Here is a 15,544-nt window from a genome sequence, read left to right on the forward strand (position 1 = left end):
ATCTGTCTCAGGAACGGAATAGCCGGGAATACTGGGTCTCGTGGCGTGCCGACAGCAGGCCAAGCATGGGCGAGAAGGTGGACAGCCCCGACTCTCCGTCGGCGGCGCGGCGCTGCGCCGCTGCCACGACCTCGAGCACCACGCCGTGCAAGCGGCGCAGGATGTGCTGCCCCGCCACTTGGCCGAGCGGCACCGCCTTGAGCGCCGCCGCCACCTGGTTCTCGGCCCAGCTGAAGCAATAGGCCGCCAGGCCGTCGCCCTCCTCCACCTGCAGTGCCACGCAGGCGGCGGTGAAGGCAGTGGGCAGGCAGACCGGCGACAGGCCGGCCAGCCCGCCGCGCAACGCCTCATCGCCCCAACCCATCTGCGCCAGCAGCCGCGCCAGCGACCAGCCCATCTGCTCGGTCTCGACCCGCAGCTCGGCGGTCTCGCGCGTGGCGTGGAACCAGTCGTTCCAATGCCGCACGCCTGGGTGATCGCCATTGCGCCAGGCGCGATGCAGCAGCAGCCACAGTGGCGCCTCGCACTGGGACTGCACGTGCAGGAGGTTGTCGTGGATCCAGCGCGCGGCGCTGTCGGCATCGCTTACCAGGCCGCAGTCGATGGCCGCTTCCAGGCCCTGCGAATAGCTGAAGCCGCCGATGGGCAGCGCGGGCGAGGCGAGGTGGAGCAGGGAGATGAGTTGGGGGAGTGAGGTCATGGTTGGGGCTTCTTGATGCGGGATGACCCCACCGTTGCAGATTCGGCGTCCGGCAGCTCTGGCGAGCGCCTGCCCTCTCCCCCATCCCCTCTCCCGCTAGCGGGAGAGGGGAGATCGGTCGCTTTGGCGGTGGCGGCTTCGGCCAGTGCGCCCAGGCATCCGACGCGCGCCGACTCTGTCGCCTCACGCTTCCCGGCCCGCCCGCGCTGCGCGCCGTGCTTCACTCTACTGCAGGTTTGCTCCCCTCTCCCGCTTGCGGGAGAGGGGCCGGGGGAGAGGGCCGGCGCATCCACGTGCCCGAGCCGCATCGCCACCTCGCGCACCTTTTCCAGCACGGATTCCGTTTGCCTGAGCACCTCGTTGTTCCAGAACCGCAGCACGGTGAAGCCGTTGCGCGCGAACCAGGCGTCGCGGCGCGCATCGGTTTCGTCGCCATGCTGCCCACCATCTGCCTCGACCACCAGCTTCAGCTCCATGCAGACGAAATCCACGATATAGGGCCCCAGCTGCTTTTGCCGCTTGAACTTCAGCCCCATGAAGCGATGCGCACGAAAGTGGTACCAGAGACGCTGCTCTGCCTGTGTCTGGCTCGCTCTCAGATTGCGGATGAACTGTGGCTTCGGCACGCGCCCGCCCTCTCCCCCCGCCCCTCTCCCGCCAGCGGGAGAGGGGAGTTCCGGTATCGGCAATGCAGCAGGCGATCGCTTCTTCATGCGTCCGCGCGAAGCCCCTCAGGACTTGTGCCCGCAATGCTCGTCATGCACGTGGTCATGCTCGCCGTGCGGGTGCGAGTGCCCATGATCGTGATCGTGCCCATGATGCTCATGAAACACCGCCTGCGCCGCCGCATAGTCCTCCGCGAAGGTCGCGTCGTGCCCGTGCTTGTGCCCGCCGCCATAGGCGCCCGCCTCCGGCTCGAACGGCAGCTCGGCCCGCTCGGCATGCACGCCCAGCCGCGCCAGCATATCGGCCAGCACCGGGTCGTACTCCAGGCGCAGGTAGTCGCGCCCCACTTCCACCGGCGTGTGGCGATTGCCGAGGTGGTAGGCGGCCCGCATCAGTGCCAGCGGGTCGGCTGCCGTCACATGCAGTACGCTTTCGGGCGCCGCCAGCACCTCGACGAAGGTGCCGGACTCGGTCACCAGCAGGTCGCCGCCGCGCAGCACGGTGCCGCGTGGCAGGAACAGCGCCACTTCCTCGCCGTTGTCGAGCGTGGCCCGCAGGCGGCTTTTGCTGCGGTCGCCGAAGGGCAGCACCAGCTTGGGCGAGCGCTTGACCAGCACGGGGGCGATGCCGTGCGGCGCGCTGAGATGTTTGGAGATCGTTTGCATGACAGGCCTGGACGAGGCGCGGCGCCGCAGTGCCGCGTCAGAAGAGGAAATATCGCTGCGCCAGCGGCAGCACCGTGGCCGGCTCGCACATGAGAAGCTGGCCATCGGCCACCACCTGGTAGGTCTCCGGGTCGACCGTGACGTGTGGCTGCCAGTCATTGTGCACCATGTCGCGCTTGCTGACGGTACGTGTGCCGCGTACCGCCGACAGCACCTTGCGCAGGCCATAGCGCTCACCCACGCCGGCGGCCAGCGCGGCCCGCGAGACGAAGGTCAGCGAGGACTGGTGCAGCGCCCCGCCGGCGGCGGCGAACATGGGGCGGTAGTGCACCGGCTGCGGCGTGGGGATGGAGGCGTTGGGATCGCCCATCGCGGCCGCGGCGATCATGCCGCCCTTCAGGATCAGGCTGGGCTTGACGCCAAAGAAGGCCGGCTTCCACAGCACCAGGTCGGCCCACTTGCCGACTGCGATGGAGCCCACCTCGTGCGCGATGCCGTGCGTGAGCGCCGGGTTGATGGTGTACTTGGCGATATAGCGCTTGACGCGGAAGTTGTCGTGCCCGCCGCGAGAGTCGTGCGGGTCGCCCGGCAGCTTGCCGCGCTGGGCCGCCATCTTGTGCGCGGTCTGCCAGGTGCGGATGATGACCTCGCCGACGCGGCCCATGGCCTGGGAATCGCTGGAGATCATCGAGAAGGCGCCCAGGTCGTGCAGGATGTCCTCGGCGGCGATGGTCTCGCGGCGGATGCGGCTCTCGGCAAAGGCGATGTCCTCAGCAATGGCCGGGTCCAGGTGGTGGCAGACCATCAGCATGTCGAGATGCTCGTCGAGCGTGTTGACGGTATAAGGCCGCGTCGGGTTGGTCGACGAGGGCAGCACATTGGCCTCGCCGCATACCTTGATGATGTCGGGCGCGTGGCCGCCGCCGGCGCCTTCGGTGTGGTAGGTATGGATGGTGCGGCCCTTGAAGGCCGCGATGGTGGCCTCGACGAAGCCCGCCTCGTTCAGCGTGTCGGTGTGGATCGCCACCTGGGTGTCGGTGGCATCGGCCACGCCCAGGCAGGTGTCGATGGCCTGTGGCGTGGTGCCCCAGTCCTCGTGCAGCTTGAGGCCGATGGCGCCAGCCTCGATCTGCTCGGCCAGCGGCCCCGGCTGGCTGGCGTTGCCCTTGCCGAGAAAGCCGATGTTCATCGGATAGGCGTCCGCCGCCTGCAGCATCCGGCTCATATACCAGGGCCCCGGCGTGACGGTGGTGGCGAAGGTGCCGGTGGCCGGCCCGGTGCCGCCGCCGATCATGGTGGTGACGCCGCTCATCAGCGCCTCCTCGATCTGCTGCGGGCAGATGAAGTGGATGTGGCTGTCGATGCCGCCGGCGGTGACGATCATGCCCTCGCCCGCGATCACCTCCGTGCCGGGACCGACCACGATGGTGACGGCCGGCTGGATGTCCGGGTTGCCCGCCTTGCCGATGGCGGCGATGCGCCCGCCCTTGAGGCCGATGTCGGCCTTGACGATGCCCCAGTGGTCGACGATCAGCGCATTGGTGATGACGGTGTCGACGCAATCGGCCGCCATGCGCTGGCTCTGGCCCATGCCGTCGCGGATCACCTTGCCGCCGCCGAACTTCACTTCCTCGCCGTAGACGGTGTAGTCCTTCTCCACCTCGATCACCAGCCCCGTGTCGGCCAGCCGCACACGGTCGCCGGTGGTGGGGCCGAACATCTCGGCATAGGCCTGCCTGGAGATCTTTACGCTCATCACAGCGCTCCCATGATCTTGCCGTTGAAGCCATAGACGATGCGCGCACCGTCCAGCGCCACCAGTTCCACGGTGCGGCTCTGGCCGGGCTCGAAGCGCACGGCGGTGCCGGCGGCGATGTTCAGCCGGAAGCCACGCGTGGCCTCGCGGTCGAAGTCGAGCGCGGCATTGGTCTCGTAGAAGTGGAAATGCGAGCCGACCTGGATGGGCCGGTCGCCGGTGTTGGCCACCGTCACGGTGACGGTGGGCCGTCCCGCGTTGAGTTCGATCTCGCCCTCGGCGGGCATCAATTCGCCGGGAATCATGCTGGCATCCTCCGCTTGTCCATGTCTCGCTCGTCCGTCCTCACTGGCCGTGGCTGCGCGCGGTGCGCTCACGCTGCAAGCAGGCCGGCGCCGTACAGCGCCACGCCCGCACCGGCCGCGCGCATCAGCCAGCCCGCCTGCCGCCGCAGCACGCTACCCAGGCCGATCCCCGACAGGTGCAGCGCCATCGTGGCGCTGGCGAAGCCGGCCACATAAGCCAGCGTGGCCGGCAGCGCGGCGGCGCCCGCGGGCAGTTCGGCGCCGTGCGCATCGCCATGGAACAGCGCGAAGCCACCGACGATGGCCATGCCGGCCCAGCCCGGCAGCGCGGCGCGCGCCGCCACCAGCAGGCCGATCACCAGCAGCGAGGCGGCGATCATCGGCTCCACCGCCGGCAGGCCGAAACCGGCCAATCCCAGCGCGGCGCCCGCCAGCATCAGCGCGACGAAGACGAGCGGCAGACGCAGTACGGCGGCAGGCCCCCTGTACTGCGAAGACTGTTCGCCCTGCGCGCTCCAAACCCCGACCGCAGTCATCGCCAGCAGGTGGTCCAGCCCGGTGAAGGGATGCAGCAGCCCCGCCCACAGGCTGGCGCCGACGGTGGCGGCGTCATGCCCCGGATGGGCGAAGGCCGAGGCGGTGGCGAGCGTGAGCGTGATGCCGACGGCCAGGCGCGCGCGAAGGGTGTTGGCGGAGGTGCGGTTCATGCGAGTCTCTCTGGTCGGATGCGATTGTCGGTTGCAGTGATCAGATGCAGATATCGAATACGGTCGCCCGCTTCGGCGTTGGGACGCGCGGAGGATGCAGGTCCCCCACGATGCGCCCCGATGCCGGGCCGGCTCAGACGATCGGGTGATGCACGGTGACCAGCTTGGTGCCGTCCGGGAAGGTCGCCTCCACCTGGATCTCCGGGATCATCTCGGCCACGCCTTCCATCACGTCCTCGCGGGTCAGCACGGTGGTGCCTTCGTGCATCAGCTCGGCCACGGTGCGGCCATCGCGCGCGCCTTCCATGATGGCCGCGGTGATCAGGGCCACCGCCTCCGGGTAGTTCAGCTTCAGCCCGCGCGCGCGGCGGCGCTCGGCCAGCAGCGCGGCGGTGAAGATCAGCAGCTTGTCCTTCTCGCGTGGCGTCAGTTCCATCGTATCGCTCCTTTTCTTCCTCTTGTTCCCTGCGTCCAGTCCGTCAAGCGCGCCGCCTTGGGGCCGCGCCGACGCTCAGGTAGCCCACAAGCGCAGTGGCCGCGCCTGCACGCCGTGCAGCGGCTCGCGCAGCAGCGTCCACGCGGCCACCAGCAAGTGGCGCACCGCTTCCATCCGCTCGCCCAGCACGCGCAGCAGCAGCATCGGCTGGCCGCCCGCCGCCGGCAGGCAGCTCACGCCGGCACGCAGCGCCGGCGTGTAAGGCAGGATTTCGGCCAGCCGCTCCGCCAGCTCGGGCGTGGCGCCCTCGCCCACCGCCCACAGCGTGCCCATCACGCCCAGCCCGTCCATGCCCGCCAGCGCATCGCGCAGCGGCGAGCCGGCCTCGACATGCGCCTGCTCGATCCACTGCGCGCGCTCCGTGCCGCCGATCCAGGTGTCCAGCCACACCGAGCCGCTGGACCAGTTTTCGCCGGAGGCGCGGCGGCCCAGCACCAGCGCGTCCCAGCCGATCGCGCTGCCGCCCGACGCCACCTCGACGCGCGTGGCAATGCGCGCGCGCGCATCGTCGTAGACGATGTTCTCCTGCGGCAGCCAGTCCAGCCGCGCGCCCGGCGCCACGCGTAGAGTCACGCGCTGCACGGCCTCGCGGCCGAGCGACTTGTACCACTTGGTGGCGCCAGGCGTGGCCAGCACGCCGTGCGCACCCGGCTCCAGCGCCACCTCGATGTCCAGCACATCGCCGCCGGCAATGCCCGCGGGCGGATGCAGGATCACCGCGTGACAAGGCGCCCCCTCCGGATAGAGCGGCTTCTGCACCAGCAGCGGGCCCCGGTGGCGGCGCTCGGCCAGCACGGTACGCTCGCCGCGCGCCGCAAAACGCAGGCGCAGGCTGGCCTGCCAGGCTCCGGGCGCGGCGACGGCGGGTGGAAAATCGGGATGGCGCATGGGGATGAGTCGCGTGTTGGGTGACGCGGACGGCTGCCGGTGTACCGGCAGCAGCGCTGCGGCCATCATAGCGCGGCGCCTGCGCACCCGGTAGGCCTGCTCCCCGCCCGCGACCAGGCCCGCGAACGGGACCGGGACCGGGACTGCGATGCGGCAAGGTGCCGGGCGCGAGGTGCCGGACAAGATCAGACCGCGATCAATTCGTGCACGCCATCGCGCTCCATGTCCGCACCCGCCCCCCTGGCCACCACCTCGCCGCGGCTCATCACCACATAGTGGTCGGCCAGGTCGCGGGCGAACTCGTAGTACTGCTCCACCAGCAGCACCGTCATGCCGAACTCGTCGACCAGCAGCCGCAGCGCGCGCCCGATGTCCTGGATGATCGAGGGCTGAATGCCCTCGGTCGGTTCGTCCAGGATCAGCAGGCCGGGTTCGCTCATCAGCGCCCGGCCGATCGCCAGTTGCTGCTGCTGGCCGCCGGACAGGTCGCCGCCGCGGCGCTGGCGCATGGTGCGCAGGACCGGGAAGAGCGCGTAGATGCGCTCCGGCACGCCGGCCGGACGCGCGCGGCTGGCCGCACCGATCAGCAGGTTCTCTTCCACGGTCAGGCGCGGGAAGATCTCCCGCCCCTGCGGCACATAGGCCAGCCCGGCTGCCACCCGCTCGTAGGGCGGCTTTTTCTCCAGCGCGCGGCCATCCCAATGGATGCTGCCGCTGCGCGTGGGCACCACGCCCATCAGGCACTTGAGCAGCGTGCTCTTGCCCACGCCGTTGCGGCCCAGCAGGGTGGTCAGCCGGCCTTGCGGCACCTCGAAGCTGACGTCGCGCAGGATGTGGCTGCCGCCGTAGAACTGGTTCAAAGCATTGACCTGCAGCATCTTCAGCGCCCCAGATAGGATTCGATCACGCGCTCGTCGCGCTTTACCGCATCCAGCGTGCCCTCGGCCAGCACGCTGCCTTCGGCCAGCACCGTGACCTTGCCGCCGTCGCCGGCCAGCGCTGCCACGAACTCCATGTCGTGCTCCACCACCATCATCGAGCAGCTGCCGCGCAGGCCGTTCAGCAGCGCCGCGAGTTGCATGGTTTCCTCGTCCGTCATGCCCGCCACCGGCTCGTCGAGCAGCAAGAGCTGCGGCTGCTGCATCAGCAGCATGCCGATCTCCAGGCGCTGCTTCTGCCCGTGCGACAGCAGGCCGGCGGGACGGTAGGCCTCGTCCTCCAGGCCGGTCAGCGCCAGCGTTTGTTCGATGCGCCCTCGCCCGCCGCCGTCCAGCCGTGCGCGCAGCGTCGCCCACCAGCGCTTGTCGGCCTTCATCGCCAGCTCCAGGTTTTCCCACACCGCATGCTGCTCGAACACGGTGGGCTTCTGGAACTTGCGGCCGATGCCCGCCTGCGCGATCTGCGGCTCGGTCATGCGCATCAGGTCGATGGTCTGGCCGAGGAAGACGCGGCCGCCGACATTGGCATTGCGCGGACCGGTCTTGCCGGTGATGACGTCCATCATGGTGGTCTTGCCGGCGCCGTTGGGACCGATCACGCAGCGCAGCTCGCCGTGGTCGATCGACAGCGTCAGCTTGTTCAGCGCGCGGAAGCCGTCGAAGCGCACGGTCACGTCCTCCAGGTAGAGAATGGGACCGTGCGAGACATCGATGACGCCGGGCTCGAGCACCCGTCCCAGGCCAGTCGCGTCGCCGCTCTCTACCAGGCCGGCATCCCCTTCTGCATGCATCGCCGCACTCATGCTTCCCCTCCGCTTCGACTGGCGCCCGCCGCCGGCGCGGTGGCCACTGCAGCCACCGCGGCCGGCGCTGCCGGCCGGCGTACGCCGCGCAACCGCTTGAACAAACCCAGCACGCCGTCCGGCAGATAGAGCGTGACCAGCACGAACATCGCCCCCAGCAGGAATAGCCAGTACTCGGCGAAATAGGCCGTGAACAATGTCTTGGCCCCATTGACCAGGAAGGCGCCGACCACGGGGCCCACCAGCGTGCCGCGCCCGCCCACGGCCACCCACACCGCCATCTCGATCGAGTTGGCGGGAGACATCTCGCCCGGGTTGATGATGCCGACCTGCGGCACATAAAGCGCGCCGGCGATGCCGCACAGCACGGCCGAGAAGGTCCAGACGAAGAGCTTGTAGCCGAGCGGGCTGTAGCCCGAGAACATCACGCGCGTCTCGGCGTCGCGCACCGCGGTCACCACCCGGCCCAGCTTGGAAGTGACAATGGCCCGGCAGGCGATGAGGCCCGCCAGCAGCGCCACGAAGCTCAGTACGAACAGCGCGGTGCGTGTCTGCGGCGCAGCGATGGCGAAGCCGCCGATGCGCTTGAAATCGGTGAAGCCGTTGTTGCCGCCGAAGCCGGTCTCGTTGCGGAAGAACAGCAGCATGGCCGCATAGGTCAGGGCCTGCGTGATGATGGACAAGTAGACGCCCTTGATGCGCGAACGGAAGGCGAAGAAGCCGAACAGCCAGGCCAGCACGCCCGGCAGCAGCACCACCAGCGCGAGCGCGTACCCCATGTGCTCGGTGCCGTGCCAGAACCACGGCAGTTCCTTCCAGTCGAGGAAGACCATGAAATCGGGCAGATCGCTCCTGTACACGCCCTCGCGGCCGATGGCACGCATCAGGTACATGCCCATCGCATAGCCGCCGAGCGCGAAGAAAAGGCCGTGGCCCAGGCTCAGGATGCCGCAGTAGCCCCACACCAGGTCCAGCGCGATGGCCGCTAGCGCATAGCACATGATCTTGCCGACCAGCGTCAGCGCGTAGGCCGACAGGTGCAGCGGGTGGCCGGGGGGCAGCACCAGCGCGCACAGCGGCACGCCGATGCCGGCAATGGCGGCGAGCACGGCCAGCGCCATCCAGCCGCGCGGCGAGAACAGCGGCTGGCGCGCCGGCACATCCAGCCGGAAACCATGGGAAGAGCGAGAGAAGGAACCCTGCATCATGCCTCCGCGCTGCGCCCCTTGAGCGCGAACAGTCCCTGCGGGCGCTTCTGGATGAAGAGCACGATCAGCACCAGGACGAAGATCTTGGCCAGCACCGCGCCATAGAAGGGCTCGATGAACTTGTTGACGAGGCCGAGGCCGAAGGCCCCGACGATGGTGCCCGCGAGCTGGCCGACGCCGCCCAGCACCACCACCATGAAGGAGTCGATGATGTAGGCTTGGCCGAGGTCGGGCCCCACATTGCCGATCTGCGACAGCGCGCAGCCGCCCAGGCCGGCGATGCCGGCGCCGAAGGCGAAGGCATAGCTGTCCACCTGCCAGGTACGCACGCCCACGCAGGCCGCCATGGTGCGGTTCTGCGTGGTGGCCCGCACGAACAGGCCCAGCCGCGTGCGGTTGAGCACGCCCCAGGCCACCACCACCACCGCCAGTGCGAACGCCACGATGACGATGCGGTTGTACGGAATCACCAGGCCGGGCAGCCACGCAAAGCCGCCGCTCATCCAGGCCGGGTTGGCCACCTCGACGTTCTGAGCGCCGAACAGCGTGCGCACCGCCTGCATCAGCAGCAGGCTGACGCCGAAGGTGGCCAGCAGCGTTTCCAGCGGACGGCCGTACAGATGGCGCAGCACCAGCCGCTCCAGCACGAAGCCGACCAGCGCCGAGGCGAAGAAGGCCGCCGGCAGCGCGGCCAGCAGGTACCACTCGAAGGCGCCGGGAAAATGCGCGCGGAACACCGTCTGCACCGCGTAGGTGGCATAGGCGCCGATCATCAGGAACTCGCCGTGCGCCATATTGATTACGCCGATCAGCCCGTAGGTGATGGCCAGCCCCAGCGCGGCCAGCAGCAGCACGCTGCCCAGGCTCAGGCCGGCGAACAGGTTGCCGATCAGTTCGGCGCGGCGCTGCTCGGTGCGCAGCGCATCGAGCGCCTGCTCCGCGGCCAGGCGCAGTTCGGCATCCGGCTCGCGGTACTGGCCAGCGGCGTCGCGCTTGACGAAGGGCTTGAGCTTGAGGCGGTTGTGCGGATTGTCATCGCGCCCGAGGATGCGGATCGCCTCCAGGCGGGCGTTGCGGTCCGGGTCGGTCAGCGCGGCACTGGCCCAGATCACGTCCAGCTTGGCGCGCAGCGTCGCATCGGCCTCCACCTTGCGCGCGGCCTCGACCGCCTCGCGCGAGGCGCTGTCGGGCTGGTCGAGCAACGTGTCGATCGCCTGCGTGCGCACGGCGATGTCGGGCGACTGCAGCAGCAGGCTGCTGGCCGCGCTGTCGACCTGGGCGCGCAGGCTGTTGTTCAGCGTCAGGGATTCCAGCTCGTCCGGCTTGAGCGCGACGGGCCTGCCGCTGACGGCGTCGCGAATCTTGTCGCCGTCCTGGATCACCATGCCGGCGGAGGGCGCGTACTGCAGCGCATCCTCCTGCAAGGCCTTCAGGATCGGGCCCGCCTGCTCGGCCGGCGCCCTGGCCAGCGCGGCGATGGCCGCGCTCTTGGCATCGAAGTCGTCCCCGGCCAGCGGCTTGAGGTCGGCCTGCGTGAGCGCCGCCGCATGCAGCAGCGGCGCGGCCAGCAGCAGCACGGCCGCCAATGCGGCGCGCAGGCGCGGGACGACGGACAGGAATGAGGTTCGGAGCATGGTTCGAAGCGATCTGCGGCAGTTGGCTTGGCGAACGGCGGCGGCGCGGACGGCGCCCGTTCCGGCCCGTCCACCCCTGCTTACATCACTTACATCACCTTGTCCGGCTTGCCTTCATTGCCGGAAATGAACGGGCTCCACGGCTGCGCGCGGATCGGCTTCGGCGTCTTCCACACCACGTTGAACTGGCCGTCGCCGCGCACCTCGCCGATCATCACCGGCTTGAACAGGTGGTGGTTGTCGCCCATGGTCAGCGTGAAGCCGTCGGGTGCCTTGAAGGTCTGGCCGTACATGGCGGCGCGCACCTTGTCCGGATCGGTCGTGCCGGCCTTCTTCACGGCCTGCGCCCACATATGCATGCCCACATAGGTGGCTTCCATCGGGTCGTTGGTGACCCGCTTGTCGCCGCCCGGCAGGTTGTTGGCCTTGACCCAGGCTGCCCACTTCTTCCTGAAGGCGTCGTTCTCCGGATTCTTGACCGACATGAAGTAGTTCCATGCGGCGAGCTGGCCGGCCAGCGGCTTGGTGTCGATGCCGCGCAATTCTTCCTCACCCACCGAGAAGGCGACCACCGGCACATCCTTGGCCTTCAGGCCGGCATTGCCCAGCTCCTTGTAGAAGGGCACGTTGGAGTCGCCGTTGATGGTCGAGATCACGGCGGTCTTGCCGCCCTGCGAGAACTTCTTGATATTGGCGACAATGGTCTGGTAGTCGCTATGGCCGAACGGGGTGTAGACCTCTTCAATGTCGGCATCGGCCACGCCCTTGCTCTTCAGGAAGGCGCGCAGGATCTTGTTGGTGGTGCGCGGGTAGACGTAGTCGGTGCCCAGCAGGAAGAAGCGCTTGGCCCCGCCGCCCTCCTTGCTCATCAGGTACTCGACCGCGGGAATGGCCTGCTGGTTGGGCGCCGCGCCGGTGTAGAAGACATTCTTCGACATCTCCTCGCCTTCATACTGCACCGGGTAGAACAGCAGCGCGTCGAGTTCCTCGTAGACCGGCAGCACCGACTTGCGCGACACCGAAGTCCAGCAGCCGAACGTGACTGCCACCTTGTCCTTGCTGATCAGCTGGCGCGCCTTCTCGGCGAACAGCGGCCAGTTCGAGGCGGGGTCCACCACCACCGGCTCCAGCTTGCGGCCGAGCACGCCGCCGCTCTTGTTGATCTCGTCGATGGTCATCAGCGCGACGTCCTTCAGCGAGGTCTCGGAGATCGCCATGGTGCCCGACAGCGAATGCAGTATGCCGACCTTGATCGGCTCCTTGCTTTGCGCCAGCGCCATCGTGCTGGCCCCGATCATCGCCGCCGCGGCCAGCGCGGACAGCTTCAGCATATTGCGTCGTTTCATTGCAGCTCCCAGATTGTCGTGTTGTGGAACAGCGGACTCCGGGGGCAGGTTTTGCAACTAGCATGCCAGGCGGCTGGATCCGCCCGGGCAGCGGCGCCGGCGCGACTGGCGGGCGCGGCGCCCGGCGGTCGGGGCCGGGCGCACCATCCGCGTGCGGGCAGCATGCGCACCGCGCAAGTGCATGTGGCAAAGCGGTGCATGGAGCGAGTGGTGCGGTCGCCGGCACAAATGGGGGGCACAGGCCGGGACTTCCAAGCGCCGCGCGATTGGCGTACGGGGCGAACCAGCGGCAGGCGTGGCGTCGCCCGGCATGCGCCATGCGGGCGCGAGGCGGACGTGATCCGGGCAGGCGCGCCGGACGCCCTAAAAGAAAACGGGCCCCATCGGGGCCCGTTTCATCGAGGCTGCGGGCGCCGGTGGCGGCGCCCGAGGCTCAGCGCAGCATTCACTGCGGCATCATGTTGGCGTTCATATTGTGCATGATCCACAGGCAACCGGCGATGACGATCAGCAGGATCAGCGCAGTGAAGAGCAGCGCGGTCACGTTCCAGCGTTGTTCCGAGGAACGGTCCATGTGCAGGAAGTAGACCAGGTGCACGAGGATCTGCACCACGGCCAGCGCCAGGATGACGATCAGCGTGGTGGCCGGCGTCGCCATGCCGTCCATCACCATCTTGAACGGGATCACGGTCAGGATGACCGCCAGCACGAAGCCGATCACATAGGACTTGGCGCTGCTGTGGCTGGCACCGCCGGCGGCGGCGCCATGGTGCGCGCCGTGGCCGGCGGAGACGTTGCTGTGTTCCATTTACATCGCTCCCATCAGGTAGACCACGGTGAACACGCCGATCCAGACGATGTCCAGGAAGTGCCAGAACAGCGCGAAGCAGGCCAGGCGCTTGTTCATGGTGGGCGTCAGGCCCTTGCTGGCGATCTGGCACATCAGCACGGCCATCCACAGCAGGCCGCTGGCCACGTGCAGGCCGTGGGTGCCCACCAGGGTGAAGAACGACGACAGGAAGGCACTGCGCTCAGGGCCCGCCCCTTCGGCGATCAGGTGGTGGAACTCGTTGATTTCCATGCCGATGAAGGCCACGCCGAGCAGGAAGGTGATGCCCAGCCAGAACTGCAGGCGGCCCTTCTGGCCGTTGTGCAGGGCGACCATCGCCATGCCCGAGGTCAGGCTCGAGAACAGCAGCAGGAAGGTTTCGACCAGGACGTAGTTCAGTTCGAACAGTTCCTTGCCGGAGGGGCCGCCCGCCACCTCGCCGCGCAGCACCGCAAATGCGGCGAACAGCCCGGCGAAGATGATGCAGTCGGTCATCAGGTACACCCAGAACCCGAACACCGTGTTGCCAGCGGTGTCGTGGTGGGCGTGGTCGTGCGCGTGGTCATGCGCCGCCGGAGCGGCTTGCGCGGAGTAACGGTCTAGGACTTGGGTCGACATATTCAGGCCTGCGACGCGAGACGGTCAAAATGGCGCGCTTCGACGGTTTCGACTTCCTTCGCGGGAACGTAGTAGTCGATGTGGTCGTCGTTGCTGCGGACGATGAAGGAGACGATCATGCCGACCAGGCCGACGATGGCCATCCACCAGATGTGCCAGGTCAGGGCGAAGCCGAACACCAGGCTGAAGGCACCGATGAAGAAGCCGGCACCGGTGTTCTTCGGCATGTGGATCTGGTCGTAGTGCGCTTCCTTCTTCGGCAGTTCACCACGTGCCTTCATGTCGGCGAAGGCGTCCAGGTCTTGCACCACCGGGGTGTGCGCGAAGTTATAGAACGGCGGCGGCGACGAGGTGGCCCACTCCAGCGTGCGGCCGTTCCAGGGATCGCCGGTCACGTCGGCCAGCGCCTTGCGGTTCTTGATCGAGACGACGATCTGCAGCACCTGGAACATGATGCCCAGGCCGATCAGCACAGGACCGACCACGGCGATGTGCAGGAACGGGGTCCAGTCGGGGTTGTCGGTGTGGTTCAGACGGCGCGTCATGCCCATGAAGCCCAGCACGTACAGCGGCATGAAGGCGAAGTAGAAGCCCACCAGCCAGCACCAGAAGGCGCACTTGCCCAGGCGCTCGTCGAGCTTGAAGCCGAAGGCCTTCGGGAACCAGTAGGTGATGCCGGCCAGGTAGCCGAACAGAGCGCCACCGATGATCACGTTGTGGAAGTGAGCGATCAGGAACACGCTGTTGTGCAGCACGAAGTCAGCCGCCGGCACTGCCATCAGCACGCCGGTCATGCCGCCGATCACGAAGGTGACCATGAAGCCCAGGGTCCACATCACCGGCGTGGCCATGCGCACGCGGCCGCGGTACATGGTGAACAGCCAGTTGAAGACCTTCACCCCGGTCGGGATGGAGATGATCATCGTGGTGATGCCGAAGAAGGCATTCACATTGGCGCCGGAGCCCATCGTGAAGAAGTGGTGCAGCCAGACCAGGAAGGACAGCACCATGATGCAGCAGGTGGCGTAGACCATGCCCTTGTAGCCGAACAGCTTCTTGCCCGAGAAAGTCGAGATGATTTCCGAGAAGATGCCGAAGGCGGGCAGCATCAGGATGTAGACCTCAGGGTGGCCCCAGATCCAGATCAGGTTCACGTACATCATGGCGTTGCCGCCCATCTCGTTCGTGAAGAAGTGCATGCCCATGTAGCGGTCCAGGCCCAGCAGCGCCAGCGACACGGTCAGCACGGGGAACGAGGCCAGGATCAGCACGTTGGTGCACAGCGCGGTCCAGGTGAACACCGGCATGCGCATCAGGGTCATGCCCGGGGCGCGCATCTTGAGGATGGTCACCAGGAAGTTGACGCCGGTCAGCAAGGTGCCGAGACCCGAGATCTGCAAGGCCCAGATGTAGTAGTCCACCCCGACGCCCGGGCTGTAGGCCAGCTCGGACAGCGGCGGGTAGGCCAGCCAGCCGGTGCGGGCGAATTCGCCGACGCCCAGCGAGACGTTGACCAGCGCCGCGCCGGCCACGAACAGCCAGAAGCTCAGCGTGTTCAGGAACGGGAAGGCCACGTCGCGCGCGCCGATCTGCAGGGGCACGACCAGGTTCATCAGGCCCGTCATCAGCGGCATGGCCACGAAGAAGATCATGATCACGCCGTGGGCGGTGAAGATCTGGTCGTAGTGCTCGGGCGGCAGGACGCCCGGGTTGCCGTTGGTGGCCAGCGCCAGCTGGGTACGCATCATGGCAGCGTCGGCGAAGCCGCGCAGCAGCATGATCAGCGAGACCAGCGAATACATGATGCCGATCTTCTTGTGGTCGACCGAAGTGATCCAGTCATTCCACAGCGTCTTCCACTTACCGAAGTAAGTGATCAGGGCGAATATCGCCAGCCCGGCCAAGCCAGCACCGCCAAGCGCCACCATGATGATGGGCTCGTGGTACGGAACGGCCTCCAATGTCAATTTGCCAAACATTCTTGC

16 protein-coding genes are annotated in these 15,544 nt (G+C 67.8%); all 16 read right to left on the minus strand.

Annotated elements, in window-relative coordinates:
* Nucleotides 1-7 precede the first annotated feature (7 nt).
* Nucleotides 8-700, minus strand: a complete 693-nt coding sequence (locus AC1Z3O_RS12575) for an urease accessory protein UreF (protein ID WP_483516051.1) — start codon at nt 698-700, stop codon at nt 8-10.
* Nucleotides 697-1,326 (minus strand): endonuclease domain-containing protein, encoded by a 630-nt coding sequence (locus tag AC1Z3O_RS12580; protein ID WP_483516052.1) that lies wholly within the window; start codon nt 1,324-1,326, stop codon nt 697-699. The genes AC1Z3O_RS12575 and AC1Z3O_RS12580 overlap by 4 nt, the downstream gene beginning before the upstream one ends.
* Nucleotides 1,327-1,431: 105 nt before the next feature.
* Nucleotides 1,432-2,031 carry an urease accessory protein UreE gene (gene ureE, locus AC1Z3O_RS12585; protein ID WP_483516053.1) on the minus strand — a complete coding sequence of 200 codons (600 nt, stop codon included), beginning with the start codon at nt 2,029-2,031 and terminating at the stop codon, nt 1,432-1,434.
* Between the two features lie 37 nt (nt 2,032-2,068).
* On the minus strand, nt 2,069-3,787 hold the full coding sequence (gene ureC / locus AC1Z3O_RS12590; protein ID WP_483516054.1) for an urease subunit alpha: 1,719 nt from the start codon (nt 3,785-3,787) through the stop codon (nt 2,069-2,071).
* Nucleotides 3,787-4,092 carry an urease subunit beta gene (locus AC1Z3O_RS12595; RefSeq protein ID WP_483516055.1) on the minus strand — a complete coding sequence of 102 codons (306 nt, stop codon included), beginning with the start codon at nt 4,090-4,092 and terminating at the stop codon, nt 3,787-3,789. The genes ureC and AC1Z3O_RS12595 overlap by 1 nt, the downstream gene beginning before the upstream one ends.
* 68 nt (nt 4,093-4,160) lie before the next feature.
* Complete coding sequence (locus AC1Z3O_RS12600) at nt 4,161-4,799, minus strand: HupE/UreJ family protein (protein ID WP_483516056.1); 639 nt, start codon at nt 4,797-4,799, stop codon at nt 4,161-4,163.
* A 133-nt stretch (nt 4,800-4,932) separates the two neighbouring features.
* On the minus strand, nt 4,933-5,235 hold the full coding sequence (locus AC1Z3O_RS12605; RefSeq protein WP_483516057.1) for an urease subunit gamma: 303 nt from the start codon (nt 5,233-5,235) through the stop codon (nt 4,933-4,935).
* A gap of 75 nt (nt 5,236-5,310) precedes the next feature.
* Entirely contained in the window at nt 5,311-6,183 is an 873-nt protein-coding gene (locus AC1Z3O_RS12610) for an urease accessory protein UreD (protein ID WP_483516058.1), read from the minus strand.
* Nucleotides 6,184-6,368: 185 nt separating this feature from the next.
* On the minus strand, nt 6,369-7,061 hold the full coding sequence (gene urtE / locus AC1Z3O_RS12615) for an urea ABC transporter ATP-binding subunit UrtE (RefSeq protein WP_483516059.1): 693 nt from the start codon (nt 7,059-7,061) through the stop codon (nt 6,369-6,371).
* Nucleotides 7,062-7,063: 2 nt separating this feature from the next.
* The gene (gene urtD / locus AC1Z3O_RS12620; RefSeq protein ID WP_483517591.1) at nt 7,064-7,912 is read right to left on the minus strand and encodes an urea ABC transporter ATP-binding protein UrtD; all 849 of its coding nucleotides are present in this window, start codon (nt 7,910-7,912) and stop codon (nt 7,064-7,066) included.
* A gap of 8 nt (nt 7,913-7,920) precedes the next feature.
* Nucleotides 7,921-9,129 (minus strand): urea ABC transporter permease subunit UrtC, encoded by a 1,209-nt coding sequence (urtC, locus tag AC1Z3O_RS12625; protein WP_483517592.1) that lies wholly within the window; start codon nt 9,127-9,129, stop codon nt 7,921-7,923.
* Nucleotides 9,129-10,766, minus strand: coding sequence for an urea ABC transporter permease subunit UrtB (urtB, locus tag AC1Z3O_RS12630; protein WP_483516060.1), 1,638 nt, complete (start codon nt 10,764-10,766; stop codon nt 9,129-9,131). Before urtB ends, urtC begins: the two co-directional genes overlap by 1 nt.
* An 89-nt stretch (nt 10,767-10,855) precedes the next feature.
* Nucleotides 10,856-12,112, minus strand: coding sequence for an urea ABC transporter substrate-binding protein (gene urtA / locus AC1Z3O_RS12635; protein ID WP_483516061.1), 1,257 nt, complete (start codon nt 12,110-12,112; stop codon nt 10,856-10,858).
* Between the two features lie 445 nt (nt 12,113-12,557).
* Nucleotides 12,558-12,920, minus strand: a complete 363-nt coding sequence (locus AC1Z3O_RS12640; protein WP_483516062.1) for a cytochrome o ubiquinol oxidase subunit IV — start codon at nt 12,918-12,920, stop codon at nt 12,558-12,560.
* Entirely contained in the window at nt 12,921-13,559 is a 639-nt protein-coding gene (gene cyoC, locus AC1Z3O_RS12645) for a cytochrome o ubiquinol oxidase subunit III (RefSeq protein ID WP_483516063.1), read from the minus strand. It abuts the gene before it with no gap.
* A gap of 2 nt (nt 13,560-13,561) precedes the next feature.
* Nucleotides 13,562-15,538, minus strand: coding sequence for a cytochrome o ubiquinol oxidase subunit I (cyoB, locus tag AC1Z3O_RS12650; protein ID WP_483516064.1), 1,977 nt, complete (start codon nt 15,536-15,538; stop codon nt 13,562-13,564).
* Nucleotides 15,539-15,544 lie beyond the last annotated feature (6 nt).

The sequence above is a fragment of the Cupriavidus sp. 09_S30 genome (genome assembly GCF_056930435.1).